Raw genomic sequence first — 13,131 nt, 5'->3', positions numbered from 1 at the left:
CGGGAATTGGCGCAGCCCGTCTGAACGGCGCCCGCCAGGGCCGCGAGCGGACGCTTAGCCCGATGGGGCCGCCGCGCCCTCGACTGGCGTCACATCGCGTCGGGCGAGCGGTTAAGAGCGCTCCATCAGTCGGCCGGAACGCCAAGCACCGCGGCGAGCAGGCCCGGAAAGGCTGCGTCGATCGCGGCGCGGTCCAGCGAGTTCATATGCGTCGCGCCCTGGCCCCGCTTCTGAATCAGCCCGGCCTCCTTCAGCACCCGAAAGTGGTGCGACATGCTGGATTTCGGACGGCCGTTGTTCAGGGCCGCGCAGCTGCACTCTCCCTCGCTGGCCAGCTGGCGCACGACGCCGAGCCGCACCGGGTCCCCCAGCGCATGCAGCACCCGCTCGAGGCTCAAGGGCCGCGACGAACCATGCTCCCTCGTCGTCATGGACATCCTTTCGACGCCGTCGCCCTTGTTCGATAAATATCGAACTCGGCCTTGCCTTTGTTCGAAAAATATCGAACTATGACCTCGCAAGCAATGTCGAGGTCCTGATGGCGCGCCTGTTCGATCCCTATACGCTCAAGAGCGTCACCCTGCGAAACCGCGTGGCGGTTTCTCCCATGTGCCAGTACATGGCGCGCGACGGCCTGATCGGCGACTGGCACCGCGTCCATTACGCGTCGCTCGCGCGAGGCGGGGCCGGCCTCGTCGTCGTCGAGGCCGCCGCCGTCGCGCCCGAAGGCCGGATCACCTGGGGCGATCTCGGCCTGTGGAACGACGCCCAGGCGGACGCTTTGCGTCCCGTCGTCGTGGCTATTCGCGAGGGCGGCGCCGCGCCGGGCGTCCAGATCGCTCACGCCGGCCGCAAGGCGTCGGCCAATCGCCCCTGGGAAGGCGACGACCACATCGCCGAAGGCCAGCCGAACAGCTGGACCACCATAGCGCCCTCTGCGCTCGCGTTCGGCGGAGGGCTGGACCGCGTCCCCATGGAGATGAGCCTCGACGACATCGCGCGCGTTCAATCCGACACTGTGAAGGCGGCGATCCGGGCCCGCGACCTCGGCTTCGAGTGGCTCGAGCTGCACATGGCGCACGGCTATCTGGCGCAAAATTTCTTCTCGCCCCATTCCAACCAGCGCGCCGACGCCTACGGCGGCTCGCCGGAGAATCGGGCCCGCTATCTGATCGAGACCCTTGTCGCGGCGCGCAAGGTCTGGCCGGAGGACCGTCCCTTGACGGTGCGCCTCGGCGTGGTCGAGTTCGACGGCGGCGACGCCATGCTGGAGGAGTCGATCGCCCTGCTCCGGCGCATGAAGGCCGAGGGGCTCGATTTCGTCGACGTGTCGATCGGCTTCAACACGCCGGACGCGAAAATTCCGTGGGCGCCGAACTTCATGGCCGACATCGCCCAGCGGGTGCGTCGTGAGACCGGGCTGCCCGGAACCACCAGCTGGTACATCTCGAAGCCGGACGAGGCCGATGCGCTGGTGCGCGACGGCAAGCTCGATCTCGTCATGCTGGGGCGGCCGATGCTGGAGACTCCGCATTGGCCCTATATGGCGGCGAAGGCTCTCGGCGTCGAAAATCCAGCCTGGGCGACGCTGCCGCCGCCCTACGCGCACTGGCTCGCCCGTTACCGTTAGACTTCACGCTGGACGGCGGCGTCCGCTGGCGTCGCCGCCAGCGACAAGACGCAGCCGCGGCGTGAACGCTATTGCGGCGCGTAACCGATCCAGGGAAAGCCCGAGAGCGACTGCATCGTCAGATAGCCGGTGCGCGGCGGCGGCAGCGGCGCCGGCGGCGGGCCCCAGTAGCCGGCGTGCCAGACGCACCCGCCCGAAGGCTGGCAGACCCATTGCGCCTCGCGCCAGCCGGCGCGCGCGCGAACGTCCGCCTGAAGATCCTCGAGCGAGCTCATCGTATGGTCGAGCGCGTTGAACGGCCGTCCCGGCGGCGGGCCGCCGAGCGTCTGGGCGCTGGCGCAGCGCCCGCCGAAGCCGTAGACGCACGCCGCCGCCAGCGCCGTGAGAACCAGCGCCTTCGCGCCGCGTTTCGTTTTCATCGCGCCCTCCATGCGCATTCCGCCGGCGCCACGCCGCGCCTTGACCTTTGCTTCAAGCCGTATAACGCGCGGGGCGGCCGGCGCGTTCCCTGCGTCCTACAAAATCTCGCCGAGAAACTGGCGCGCGCGCGGGTGGCGCGGCCCGGAGAAGAACGCCTGCGGCCGGTCGATCTCGACGATGGCGCCCTCGTCCATAAAGACGACGCGGTCGGCGACCTGCCGCGCGAAGGCCATCTCATGGGTCACGCAAACCATGGTCATGCCGTCCTCGGCGAGCTCGACCATGGTGTCGAGCACCTCCTTGACCATCTCGGGATCGAGCGCCGAGGTCGGCTCGTCGAACAGCATGAGCTTCGGCGACATGCACAGCGCGCGGGCGATGGCGACGCGCTGCTGCTGACCGCCCGAAAGCTGGAGCGGATATTTGCCGGCCTGGTCGGCGACGCGCACCTTCTCGAGGTAGGCCATCGCCTTGCGCTCCGCCTCCGCGCGCGGCGTCTTCAGCACATGGATCGGGGCGAGCGCGCAATTCTCGAGAATGGTCAGGTGTGGAAAGAGGTTGAACTGCTGGAACACCATGCCGGTCTCGCGCCGGATCTCGTGGATGCGCCGCACGTCGCCCGACAGCTCGACCCCCTCGACGACGATGCGCCCGCCCTCATGCGCCTCGAGGGCGTTGACGCAGCGGATCAGCGTCGACTTGCCCGAGCCCGACGGCCCGCAGACGACGATCCGCTCGCCGGCCGCCACGTTCAGGTTGACGTCGCGCAGGGCGTGATAGTCGCCGTACCATTTGTTGACGTCGATCATCTCCAGCGCGAGGCGCGGCGGCGGGCTGGTCCGCAGCGCCCCTTTCGCGTTCCGCTCCGGCATCTAGCGTCGCCTCCCGTGCGAGAGCCGCCCCTCCAGCGCGCGCGAATAGCGCGACATGGCGAAGCAGAAGGTGAAATAGAACAGCGCGGCGAAGGCGTAGCCCGTCGCCGCGATGGTCGGCCCGGCCCAGACGGGATCGAGGCGCGCCGCGTCGATCGTGCGCAGGAAGTCGAACACGCCGACGACGGCGACGAGCGTCGTGTCCTTGAACAGGCTGATGAAGGTGTTGACGACGCCCGGGATCACCGCGCGCAGCGCCTGCGGCAGGACGACGAAGCGCTGCGCCTGCGCAGCCGAAAGGCCGAGCGCCGCCGCGGCCTCGTACTGGCCGCGCGGGATCGCGGCGAGGCCGCCGCGCACCACTTCCGCCATATAGGCGGAGGCGAACAGCGCGACGCCGATGAGCGGGCGCAGCAGCCGGTCGGGCGCGAGATTTTCGGGCACGAACAGCGGCAGCATGGTGTTGGCCATGAACAGCACGGTGATCATCGGCACGCCGCGCACGATCTCGATGAAGCCGGCGCAGAAAAGGCTGAGCAGCGGCAGCCGCGAGCGCCTGCCGAGCGCCAGCAGCACGCCGAGCGGCAGCGACACGACCATGCCGACGACCGCGACGAGAAGGCTGACGAACACGCCGCCCCAGAGCTCGGTCGGAACGCGCGGCAGACCCAGCGCCGGCGCGCCATGCAGCAGGACGAAGGCGAGGATGGGATAGGCCCCGAAGAACAGCAGCGCCGCGAGGCCGCGCCGCGGCGCGGAGAGGCGCAGCAGCCAGAAGGCCAGCGCCGCGCCGACGAGCATCGTCGCGTCGACGCGCCAGCGCTCGCCGACCGGATAGGCGCCGTAGATGAAATAGGGGAGCTTGCGCCAGATAAAGGCCCAGCAGGCGCCGGCGCCCGGCGCGCGACAGGCTTCGCCGTCCGGCGCGCTCCACACCGCGTCGAAGACGAGGAAGCGCAGCAGCGGCGGCGCGAGGGCGGCCGCGAGCGCGAGGCAGGCGAGGGTCAAAAGGCTCGCCCGCCAGCCGTGAAACAGGTTTTCGCGCAGCCGCTCGGGCAGGCTCGCGCGCGGGGCCGGCGGCGGGCGCGGCGGGGCCGGCGCCTGGCGCAGGTAGAGGAAGCCCTCGCGCTCCCCGGAGGCGGCGCCGCGCGCCATGCTAGCGCTCCCTCGGCGCATGGCGCCGGCCGTACAGGTTCATGGCGAGCGAGGCGAGCAGCGAGATCGCGAGGTAGACGGCCATGGTCATGAAGATGATCTGGACCGCGGCGCCGGTCTGGTTCAGCGCCGTGCCGGCGAACACCTGCACGAGGTCGGGGTAGCCGATGAACACCGCGAGCGAGGAGTTCTTGATGAGGTTCAGATACTGGTTGGTGAGCAGCGGGACTATGAGCTGCGTCGCCTGCGGCATGACGACGAGCCGGCGCGCCTGCGCGTGGGTCAGGCCGAGCGCCTCGGCGGCCTCGCGCTGGCCTCTCGGCACGGCCTCGATTCCGGCGCGCACGACCTCGGCGATGAAGGCCGCCGTATAAAGCCCCAGCCCGAGGGTGAGCGCGACGAATTCCGGCGTCAGGCGCATGCCGCCGGCGAAGTTGAACCCGACAAGGCGCGGCCGGTCGAAGCCGACCGGCGCGTCGGCGGCGACGAAGGCGGCGAGCGGCAGGACCAGCGCGAAGGCGCAGGCCGCGCCATGGGCGGCCATGCGCCAGGGCGCGGCGAGCCGTCGCGGCGGAACGGCGCGCAAGGCGAAAAACAGCGCGAGAGCGAGGACGCAGGCCGCGCCGACCAGCCCCGCGCCCGGCTCGAACACGGGCGCCGGCGCGAACAGGCCGCGATTGTTGAGGAACGCGCCGAACGGCAGCGCCAGCGACTCGCGCGGCGAGGGCAGCGGCTTCAGCACGGCGTTGTACCAGAACAGCAATTGCAGCAGCAGCGGCGTGTTGCGCGCGAGCTCGACATAGGCGAGCGCGCCGCGCGCGACGATCCAGTTGTCGGAGAGCCGCGCGAAGCCGATGAAAAATCCGAGGACGGTGGCGAGGACGAGCCCGACGGCGGAGGCGAGCAGCGTGTTGAGAAGGCCGACGAGGAAGGCCCGGCCATACGTCGAGCCGGCGCCGTAGGCGATCAGCGTCTGGTTGACGTCGAAGCCGGCCGGCTGGCCGAGGAAGGCGAAATCCGTCGGCACGCCGCGCGCCGCCATGTTGGCGCGAAGGTCGAGCACGGCGACGACGCCAAGGACGAGAACGATCGCGGCGAAGAGAAGCTGCGCGAGCAGCCCCCGCGCCCTGACGTCGTTCCAGAGGCGCGGCCGACGTTCGACAGGCGTCGGGAAGGCGCCGGCGGCCCGCGTCAAGCGCCCGGCCCTAGCGGATCGGCGGCGCGTATTGCAGCCCGCCCCTCATCCACAGCGCGTTGACGCCGCGCTTGATCTTGAGCGGCGAGCCTTCGCCGAGGTTGCGCTCGAAGATCTCGCCGTAATTGCCGACGTTCTTGACGATGCGATAGGCCCAGTCGGCGGTAAGCCCCAGCCCTTCGCCGAAATTGCCCTCGAAGCCGAGCAGGCGGCGCACCTCCGGACGGTCGGATTTCGCCTTCTCGTCGACGTTCTGCGCCGTCACGCCGAGCTCCTCGGCGTTGACGAGGGCGAAGAGGGTCCATTTGACGACGTTGAACCATTCGTCGTCGCCCTGACGCACGGCCGGGCCGAGCGGCTCCTTGGAGATGATTTCCGGGAGCACCACGGCGTCGTCGGGCTTGGCGAGCTTGAGTCGCTCGACGTGGAGCCCGGAGGCGTCGGTCGTATAGGCGTCGCAGCGCCCGCTTTCGAAGGCGCGTAGCGCCTCGTCGGCGTTGGCGAAATTGACCGGCTCGTATTTCATGTTGGCGCCGCGGAAGAAGTCGGCGAGGTTCAGCTCCGTCGTCGTGCCCTGCTGCACGCAGATCGAGGCGCCGGAAAGCTCCAGCGCCGAGGACAGGTTGAGCGACTTCTTCACGAGGAAGCCCTGCCCGTCGTAATAGATGATCCCGGCGAACAGGAAGCCCTGTCCCGTCTCGCGCGAGAGCGTCCATGTCGTGTTGCGCGACAGGACGTCGACCTCGCCGGACTGCAGCGCGGTGAAGCGGTCCTTGGCCGACAGCGGGATGAATTTCACTTTGGTCGGGTCGTTGAAGATCGCCGCCGCCAGCGCCCGGCAGAAGTCGGCGTCGATTCCCGTCCACTGGCCCTTGTCGTCGGGCAGGCTGAAGCCGGCGACGCCCGGATTGACGCCGCAGGCCACCTGTCCGCGCGCCTTCACCTGGTCGAGCAGTCCCGCCCGCGCGGCGGACGGCGCCGCGAGCGCGCAAAGGCCCGCAAGAAGAAGAACGGCGGCGAGCGCTCGGGCGGCTTTCGACATGCGGCGGGCTCTCCCTGATCCTGGCGCCGATTTCGCGCGGCGGCCATGCGCGCGAGCAACTAGAAGCCATCGCCCGACAGGGTCAAGCCTGAACCGGCCTTGAGGCGCGCGCGGGCGCGGGCTTGACGGGCGCGGCTTTCGCCTTGCAGTTTGCGCCGCGTCAAAGCCCCGGGGACCATTGGATGAGCGACGCCGATCATGAAGGCCGGGACGGCCGCCGCCTGCGCACGCGCCTCGTCGGCGCCGGACGCCGCCCGTCCGAACAGTTCGGTTACGTCAACACCCCGATCTATCGCGGCTCGACGGTGCTCTTCCCGACGTATCACGATCTCGTGACGCGGAACGCCCCGTTCACCTACGGCACCGCCGGCTCGCCGACGACGAAGGCGCTGACCGACGCATGGAGCGAGCTTTCCGGCGCGGCCGGGACCGTCCTCGCGCCGACCGGCCTCGCCGCCGTCACGCTCGCCCTGATGAGCGTCGTCGCGGCCGGCGACCACATCCTCGTCGTCGACTCGATCTATCGCCCCTCGCGCATCTTCTGCGACGGCGTCCTCAAGCGTCTCGGCGTCGAGACGGAATATTTCGACCCGCTCATGGGGACGGAGGTCGCGCGGCTGATGCGCGCGAACACCAGCGTCGTCTTCCTCGAAACGCCCGGCTCGCAGACCTTCGAGGTCCCGGACGTCCCGGCGATCGCCGCGCTCGCGCGCGAGCGCGGAATCTGCTCGATCCTCGACAACACCTGGGCGACGCCGCTGTTCTTCCCGCCGCACGCGCGCGGCGTCGACCTCGCGATCGAGGCCGGGACCAAATATCTCTCCGGCCATTCCGACCTGCTTCTCGGCCTCGTGTCGGCGAACGCGCGCTTCCTGCCGCAACTTCAGGCGACCGCCGACGCCTTCGCCATGTGCCCCGGCCCCGAGGACGTCTTCCTCGCCCTGCGCGGCCTGCGCACCCTCGAATTGCGCCTGCGCGAGGCGCAGAGCCAGGGGCTCGCCATGGCGCGCTGGCTGGAGGCGCGCCCCGAGGTCGCGCGCGTGCTGCATCCGGCCTTCCCCTCCTGTCCCGGCCACGAGCTGTGGAGGCGCGACTTCCATGGCGCCTCCGGGCTGTTCTCCGTGCTGCTTCGCCCCGCCCCGCAAAAAGCCGTGGCGGCCATGCTCGACGGGCTCGAGCTGTTCGGCATGGGCTTTTCCTGGGGCGGCTACGAAAGCCTCGTCATCCCCTTCGACTGCCGCCCCTACCGCACGGCGACGGACTGGCGCCCGGGCGGGCCGGCGCTGCGCTTCAGCATCGGGCTCGAGGACGTCGAGGACCTCAAGGACGACCTCGCCAGGGGATTCGAGCGGCTCGCCGCCGCAAGCTGAGGGCGGCGCCCGCCCTTGCCGGGCGCGGACGCTTGTGCGCTAAACTTTCCGCCGCCGCCTCGGCGGCGCCGGACGACGCGGGAGAGAGGGGCCGGATGAATCTGTTGCGCGTCGCTCTGCTCGGTCTTGCGGCGCTCGTCGCGGTCATTCTGGGCTTCGCCTATTGGGGCGCGCGCCCCGACGGCTCCGCCGTCCCCGGACCGCAGGAGATCGCCGCCAGCCGGCGCGCGGTCGAACGCCTCGCCTCCGCTTCGCCCGACTACGGCGGTTATTTCGACGCTCTCAAGACGGCCTATCCGTCAGACTACGAGGCTTTCCTCTCCCGCGCGTCGGAGCGGCCGGGCGAAAGCGACGACGTGGACGCGCTGGCGATCGAGGCGGCGCGCGACCTGCGCCGGTCGCATGGCGTCCTCGCCGCGCGCGCGGACGGCGCCGCGCTCGACCGCTATTTCGACGCGCGGCGCGCCATCCTCGGCGCCCTCGCGGCGCAGGACCGCCGGCTGTGCGTCGATTTTCTCTACGGCGGCGGACACGCCGATTTCGTCGCCTTCGCGCGCGACCATCGGCCCCTTCTGCTGGCGCTGGCGCAGAGCGGGCTCGCCGCGATCAAGGACGGCGCGGAACGCCCCGAGAGGCGTCCGGCGCCGCAGGAGGAGGACTTCCGCGCGCTGGAGAACGCGCTGCGCGCGCAAGGCCTTTCCAACGCCGCCATAGGCGCTCTGCTCGACGGCCGCAGCTACGATCCGCCGCTCGGCGACGACGAGCTGTGCCAGGCGGGCGTGACCTATCTGAAGACGCTCGCCGCCCTGCCGCAGGAGGCGCGCTGGCGCATCTACGCGTTCGCCGTGGAGCTGATGGCGCGCTCCTGAGCCGCCCCACAATGGCCGCAGAGCCAAGGTCAAGTCGGATGAGGCGGGCGCGAGGCTTTCGCGCGCCGGGCGCGCCGACCCGCGGGGAGCGGCGTTCGCCCGCCGGCTGAAGCGTTCGTGCGGGAACGGCGCGCGGCGGCGGCGCGGCCGGCGTCCGGCGAGGCCGCTCCGACCAGGAGGGGATGCGATGACGGAGGATTTCGGAGCCATGAAGGCGCGGCGCGACGCCGCCGCCGAGCTGGTGCGGCGCTCCGAGCGCGACCTCGGCGAGACGCGCGGATCGGCGGCGCTCGGCGGGCGCAGCCGGACGATCCTGATCGAGCTCGAACGCAAGCTCAGGACGGAGCGGCTGGATCTCGCCGCCCTCGATGCGCGCCTCGCGGCCGCGGCGGCGCGGGCCTGACGGCGGAAGGCGCCTTCCGATCCGCCGGAGCGGAAGGCGCCGCGGCGTCAGAACAGGCCGACCACCTCGCCGTTCTCGTTGAGGTCGATCTTCTCGGACGAAGGGACTTTCGGCAGGCCCGGCATGGTCATCACGTCGCCGCACACGAGCACGATGAACTCGGCGCCGGCGGCGAGCCGCACCTCGCGGATGTTGATGCTGTGCCCGCTCGGCGCCCCGAGCAGCGCTCCGTTGGTGGCGAAGGAATATTGCGTCTTCGCTATGCAGATCGGAAAATGGCCGTAGCCGGCCGCTTCGAGCTTCTTGAGCTGATTGACCACCTTCGGTTCGGCCGTCACCTTGGCCGCGCCGTAAAGCTTGGTCGCCACGGCGGCGACCTTGTCGAGCAGGGGAAGCTCCTCGTCATAGACGAAGTGGAAGTCGCTCGGGACCTTCTCGAGGAGGTCGACGACCACGCGGGCGAGCTCCTCCGCGCCCTTGCCGCCCTCGGCCCAGTGACGGCAGACGACGACCGGCGCGCCAAGATCCGCGACGCTCCTCCTCAGAAGGTCGACCTCGCCGTCCGTGTCGGCGACGAAGTGGTTGATCGCGACGACGACCGGCAGGCCATAATGGTTGCGGATGTTGTTGACATGGCGCTCGAGGTTGGAGAGGCCCTTCCTCAGCGCGTCCAGATTCTCTTTACTGAGCTCCTTGACGTCGACTCCGCCGTGATATTTCAGCGCGCGGATGGTCGCGACGATCACCGCCGCCTGCGGGCGCAGTCCCGACTTGCGGCATTTGATGTCGATGAATTTCTCGGCGCCGAGATCGGCGCCGAAACCGGCTTCGGTCACCACATAGTCGGCGAGCTTCAGCGCGGTCTTGGTGGCGAGCACGGAGTTGCAGCCGTGGGCGATGTTGGCGAACGGGCCGCCATGAATGAAGGCCGGATTGTTCTCGAGCGTCTGCACGAGGTTCGGCTTCAGCGCGTTCTTGAGCAGCACGGCCATGGCGCCGTGAGCCTTGAGGTCGCGCGCATGCACCGGCTTCTGGTCGATCGTGTAGCCGATGACGATCTTGCCGAGCCGTTCCTTGAGATCCTTGATCGAGGTGGCGAGGCAAAAGATCGCCATCACTTCGGAGGCGACGACGATGTCGAAGCCGTCCTGGCGCGGAAAGCCGTTGGCGGTTCCGCCGAGCGCGATGGTGATGTCGCGCAGCGCCCGGTCGTTCATGTCGACGACGCGCTTCCAGGTCACGCGCCGAACGTCGATGTTGAGCGCGTTGCCGTGATGGATGTGGTTGTCGATCATGGCGGAAAGCAGATTGTGCGCCAAGGCGATCGCGCTGAAGTCGCCGGTGAAATGGAGGTTGATGTCCTCCATGGGGACGACCTGCGCGTGGCCGCCGCCGGCGGCGCCGCCCTTCATGCCGAACACCGGTCCGAGCGAGGGCTCGCGAAGGCAGATCGTCGCCTTCTTGCCGATGCGGTTCAGCGCGTCTCCGAGCCCCACCGTGGTGGTCGTTTTGCCCTCGCCGGCGGGCGTCGGGCTGATCGCGGTGACGAGGATCAGCTTGCCGTCCGGCTTGTCCTTCAGGCTGTCGACATAGTCGAGCGAAACCTTCGCCTTGTAGTGCCCGTAGGGCTCAAGGTGCTCGTCGTCGACGCCGAGCTTCTCCGCGGCGATTTTTGTGATGCGCTCCATTTTGGCGCGCTGGGCGATTTCAATGTCCGAGGCCATTCGAGCACCTTGCGTCAGGAGTTTTGGCTTCGCTCAGCTTTCGACGACGTTCTGCGGCTTGCCGGCTGCGAAGGCCTCTACGTTGTCGATCAATTGGTCGGAGAGAATCTGCATCGCCTCGCGGCTCGCCCAGGCGACGTGAGGCGTGACGATCAGGTTGGGAAGCTTGAGGTCGAGCAGGACGTTGCCCTGCTTCGGCGGCTCGACGGTCAGCACGTCGAAGCCCGCGCCGCCGATCTTCCCCTTAGTCAGCGCGTCGGCCAGCGCCTGCTCGTCGACGAGGCCGCCGCGCCCTGTGTTGATGAGCAACGCGGTGGGCTTCATCATCCCGAGCTCCCTCGCGCCGATCATGTTCTTGGTCTCGGGCGTCAGCGGCGCGTGCAGGGTGATGACGTCGCTCTCGCGGATCACCGTCTCGAAATCGACGAGGCCGGGCTGCGGGAACGCGTCGTAGGCGAGCGTCTTCATGCCGAAGGCTTCGGCGATCTTGGCCACGGACTTGCCGAGCGCGCCATAGCCGACGATCCCCAGCGTCGAGCCGCGCATGTCGCGAATCGGATGGTCGAAGAAGCAGAACTGGTCGCATTCCTGCCAGCGGCCGGCGCGCACGTCCTCGACATAGGCGACGATGTTGCGGCGCAAGGCGAAGGCCAGCGCGAACACATGCTCGGGAACGGTGTTGAAGGCGTAGTTGCGGATGTTCGACACGACGATTCCGCGCGACTTGGCGAAGGCCTTGTCGATGACGTCGGTGCCGGTCGCCGCGACGGCGATGAGCTTGAGGTCGGGCAGCGCCGCGAGGGTCGCCTCGCGCAGCGGCACCTTGTTGGTGATGGCGATCGTCGCGCCCTTCAGGCGCTCGACGATCTGCTCAGGCGCGGTGACGTCATATTCCTTGTAGGTGTGCGGAAAGGACGGCGCCCGCACATTCGCTTCAAGGGTGGAGCGGTCGAGAAAGACGATCGAATGTTGCACGGCGCTTCCTGATCCGGGCGCGACGTAAGGTGCGAAGCCTCCGCGCGGGCCTTGGCGGCCTGTGGTTTTTCTGGAGAAGGCCCCGCGCGACGGAAACGCCGCGCGGGGCCTGAGGCTTCGCCGCGCCGGGATGGCGCGGCGGCGGTCGTTGGAGCTCCGGCGGGGAGCTCGGGCGGTCTCTTAGGCGGCCTTGGCCGGCGCGGCCGCGGAGGAGCGCCAGAAGTGCTGCGCCGCGGCGACGCCGCCGCCGAGCTGGACCGGGACGCCGACGTCGGCCATGGCCATCTCGGCGCCGGCGAGCGCGCCGGCGACCATCAGCTCGTTGAGATCGCCAAGGTGGCCGATGCGGAACACCTTGCCGGCGAGCTGGGACAGGCCCGCGCCGAGCGAGAGGTTGTAGCGGCGGTAGGCCGTGCTGATGACCTCGACCGCGTTATGGCCTTGCGGCACGACGATCGCCGTGACCGTGTCGGAGTTCCACTTCGGCTCCTTGGCGCAGGGCGTCAGACCCCAGGCCTTGACCGCGGCGCGCACGCCGCCGGCGAGGCGGGCGTGGCGAGCGAAGATGTTCTCGAGGCCTTCCTCCTCGATCATCGCCAGCGCCTCGCGCAGGCCGTAGAGCAGCGGCAGCGGCGGCGTATAGGGGAAGTAGCCGGTCGCGTTGGCCTTGATCATGTCGTCGAAGTCGAAGTAGCAGCGCTTCGACGTCGCCTTCTTCGAAGCCGCGAGCGCCTTCTGGCTGGCGCTGAGCACGCCCATGCCGGCCGGCAGCATCAGGCCCTTCTGCGAGCCCGACACCGCGAGATCGACGCCCCACTCGTCCTGGCGGAAGTCGATGCTGCCGAGCGACGAGACGGCGTCGACGAACAGCAGCGCCGGATGGCCGGCGGCGTCGATCGCCTTGCGCACGGCGCCGATGTCGGAGGTGACGCCCGTCGCAGTCTCATTGTGCGTCGCGCAGACGGCCTTGATCGCATGCGACTTGTCGGCGCGCAGGACTTCTTCGATCCTCTCGGGCTTCACGCCCGTGCCCCACTCCTCCTCGAGGATCTGAACCTCGAAGCCGAGCCGCTGGGCCATGTCGATCCACAGATGGCTGAACTGGCCGAAACGCGACATCAGCACCTTGTCGCCGGGCGACAGGGTGTTGGTGAAGGCCGACTCCCAAGCGCCCGTGCCCGAGGACGGGAACAGGAAGATCTGCGCGTCCTTGGACTTGTAGACCTTGCGGACGCCTTCGAACAGCGGCAGCGTCAGCTCCGGGAACTTCGGCGAGCGATGGTCCTCCATCGGCACGACCATGGCGCGCTGGACGCGCTCCGGAACGTTCGTCGGCCCGGGGACGAAGAGAAAATGACGGCCCGGCATTCGATATCCTCCATTAACACTACTTTAGTAGTATCCACGAAACGCCCAACAATCTCAAGTCGCGGGCGCGCACGCCTCCGGCGGGCCTCCCGCCGGATCAACTCAGCC

Annotated in this window: 13 protein-coding genes; 4 read left to right on the top strand and 9 right to left on the bottom strand. The window is 69.1% G+C overall.

Annotated elements, in window-relative coordinates:
• Positions 1-125 precede the first annotated feature (125 nt).
• Positions 126-431 (bottom strand): ArsR/SmtB family transcription factor, encoded by a 306-nt coding sequence (locus ACE3OG_RS08620; protein WP_374307651.1) that lies wholly within the window; start codon positions 429-431, stop codon positions 126-128.
• 107 nt (positions 432-538) lie between these two features.
• Here ACE3OG_RS08620 and ACE3OG_RS08615 point away from each other — a divergent pair, with 107 nt between their 5' ends.
• Positions 539-1,630, top strand: coding sequence for an NADH:flavin oxidoreductase/NADH oxidase (locus ACE3OG_RS08615; protein ID WP_374307650.1), 1,092 nt, complete (start codon positions 539-541; stop codon positions 1,628-1,630).
• Between the two features lie 68 nt (positions 1,631-1,698).
• Here the strand turns inward: ACE3OG_RS08615 and ACE3OG_RS08610 are convergent, their stop codons facing one another.
• The 5 genes from ACE3OG_RS08610 to ACE3OG_RS08590 form a co-directional block, all read right to left on the bottom strand.
• Positions 1,699-2,049 (bottom strand): hypothetical protein, encoded by a 351-nt coding sequence (locus ACE3OG_RS08610; RefSeq protein WP_374307648.1) that lies wholly within the window; start codon positions 2,047-2,049, stop codon positions 1,699-1,701.
• A gap of 96 nt (positions 2,050-2,145) precedes the next feature.
• On the bottom strand, positions 2,146-2,922 hold the full coding sequence (locus ACE3OG_RS08605; protein WP_374307646.1) for an amino acid ABC transporter ATP-binding protein: 777 nt from the start codon (positions 2,920-2,922) through the stop codon (positions 2,146-2,148).
• The gene (locus ACE3OG_RS08600; protein ID WP_374307644.1) at positions 2,923-4,077 is read right to left on the bottom strand and encodes an amino acid ABC transporter permease; all 1,155 of its coding nucleotides are present in this window, start codon (positions 4,075-4,077) and stop codon (positions 2,923-2,925) included.
• A 1-nt stretch (position 4,078) separates the two neighbouring features.
• Positions 4,079-5,272 carry an amino acid ABC transporter permease gene (locus tag ACE3OG_RS08595; protein WP_374307642.1) on the bottom strand — a complete coding sequence of 398 codons (1,194 nt, stop codon included), beginning with the start codon at positions 5,270-5,272 and terminating at the stop codon, positions 4,079-4,081.
• A gap of 10 nt (positions 5,273-5,282) precedes the next feature.
• Positions 5,283-6,314, bottom strand: coding sequence for an amino acid ABC transporter substrate-binding protein (locus tag ACE3OG_RS08590; RefSeq protein ID WP_374307640.1), 1,032 nt, complete (start codon positions 6,312-6,314; stop codon positions 5,283-5,285).
• A gap of 182 nt (positions 6,315-6,496) precedes the next feature.
• Between ACE3OG_RS08590 and metC the strand changes: the two genes are divergently transcribed.
• The 3 genes from metC (at position 6,497) to ACE3OG_RS08575 (ending at position 8,956) form a co-directional block, all read left to right on the top strand.
• Entirely contained in the window at positions 6,497-7,684 is a 1,188-nt protein-coding gene (metC, locus tag ACE3OG_RS08585; RefSeq protein WP_374307638.1) for a cystathionine beta-lyase, read from the top strand.
• Between the two features lie 95 nt (positions 7,685-7,779).
• Positions 7,780-8,553 (top strand): hypothetical protein, encoded by a 774-nt coding sequence (locus ACE3OG_RS08580; protein ID WP_374307636.1) that lies wholly within the window; start codon positions 7,780-7,782, stop codon positions 8,551-8,553.
• A 187-nt stretch (positions 8,554-8,740) separates the two neighbouring features.
• Positions 8,741-8,956, top strand: coding sequence for a hypothetical protein (locus tag ACE3OG_RS08575; protein WP_374307634.1), 216 nt, complete (start codon positions 8,741-8,743; stop codon positions 8,954-8,956).
• Positions 8,957-9,003: 47 nt separating this feature from the next.
• Here the strand turns inward: ACE3OG_RS08575 and ACE3OG_RS08570 are convergent, their stop codons facing one another.
• The 3 genes from ACE3OG_RS08570 to ACE3OG_RS08560 all read right to left on the bottom strand — a co-directional run bounded on the left by ACE3OG_RS08570 (position 9,004) and on the right by ACE3OG_RS08560 (position 13,023).
• Complete coding sequence (locus tag ACE3OG_RS08570; protein ID WP_374307632.1) at positions 9,004-10,680, bottom strand: formate--tetrahydrofolate ligase; 1,677 nt, start codon at positions 10,678-10,680, stop codon at positions 9,004-9,006.
• A gap of 33 nt (positions 10,681-10,713) precedes the next feature.
• On the bottom strand, positions 10,714-11,655 hold the full coding sequence (locus ACE3OG_RS08565; protein WP_374307630.1) for a D-2-hydroxyacid dehydrogenase: 942 nt from the start codon (positions 11,653-11,655) through the stop codon (positions 10,714-10,716).
• A gap of 180 nt (positions 11,656-11,835) precedes the next feature.
• The gene (locus ACE3OG_RS08560; protein WP_374307628.1) at positions 11,836-13,023 is read right to left on the bottom strand and encodes an aminotransferase class V-fold PLP-dependent enzyme; all 1,188 of its coding nucleotides are present in this window, start codon (positions 13,021-13,023) and stop codon (positions 11,836-11,838) included.
• Positions 13,024-13,131: the final 108 nt, after the last annotated feature.

The organism is Methylocella sp. (genome assembly GCF_041905455.1).
Classification (GTDB): domain Bacteria; phylum Pseudomonadota; class Alphaproteobacteria; order Rhizobiales; family Beijerinckiaceae; genus Methylocapsa.
This window is presented reverse-complemented; position numbering and strand designations above follow the sequence as displayed.

Excerpts from the sequence above, each read along its gene's own strand:
- ACE3OG_RS08560 (WP_374307628.1), bottom strand. The coding sequence starts at position 13,023 with ATGCCGGGCCGTCATTTTCTCTTCGTCCCCGGGCCGACGAACGTTCCG.
- ACE3OG_RS08580 (WP_374307636.1), top strand. The coding sequence starts at position 7,780 with ATGAATCTGTTGCGCGTCGCTCTGCTCGGTCTTGCGGCGCTCGTCGCG.
- metC (WP_374307638.1), top strand. The coding sequence starts at position 6,497 with ATGAGCGACGCCGATCATGAAGGCCGGGACGGCCGCCGCCTGCGCACG.
- ACE3OG_RS08575 (WP_374307634.1), top strand. The coding sequence starts at position 8,741 with ATGACGGAGGATTTCGGAGCCATGAAGGCGCGGCGCGACGCCGCCGCC.
- ACE3OG_RS08620 (WP_374307651.1), bottom strand. The coding sequence starts at position 431 with ATGACGACGAGGGAGCATGGTTCGTCGCGGCCCTTGAGCCTCGAGCGG.
- ACE3OG_RS08590 (WP_374307640.1), bottom strand. The coding sequence starts at position 6,314 with ATGTCGAAAGCCGCCCGAGCGCTCGCCGCCGTTCTTCTTCTTGCGGGC.
- ACE3OG_RS08615 (WP_374307650.1), top strand. The coding sequence starts at position 539 with ATGGCGCGCCTGTTCGATCCCTATACGCTCAAGAGCGTCACCCTGCGA.
- ACE3OG_RS08605 (WP_374307646.1), bottom strand. The coding sequence starts at position 2,922 with ATGCCGGAGCGGAACGCGAAAGGGGCGCTGCGGACCAGCCCGCCGCCG.
- ACE3OG_RS08600 (WP_374307644.1), bottom strand. The coding sequence starts at position 4,077 with ATGGCGCGCGGCGCCGCCTCCGGGGAGCGCGAGGGCTTCCTCTACCTG.
- ACE3OG_RS08610 (WP_374307648.1), bottom strand. The coding sequence starts at position 2,049 with ATGAAAACGAAACGCGGCGCGAAGGCGCTGGTTCTCACGGCGCTGGCG.
- ACE3OG_RS08570 (WP_374307632.1), bottom strand. The coding sequence starts at position 10,680 with ATGGCCTCGGACATTGAAATCGCCCAGCGCGCCAAAATGGAGCGCATC.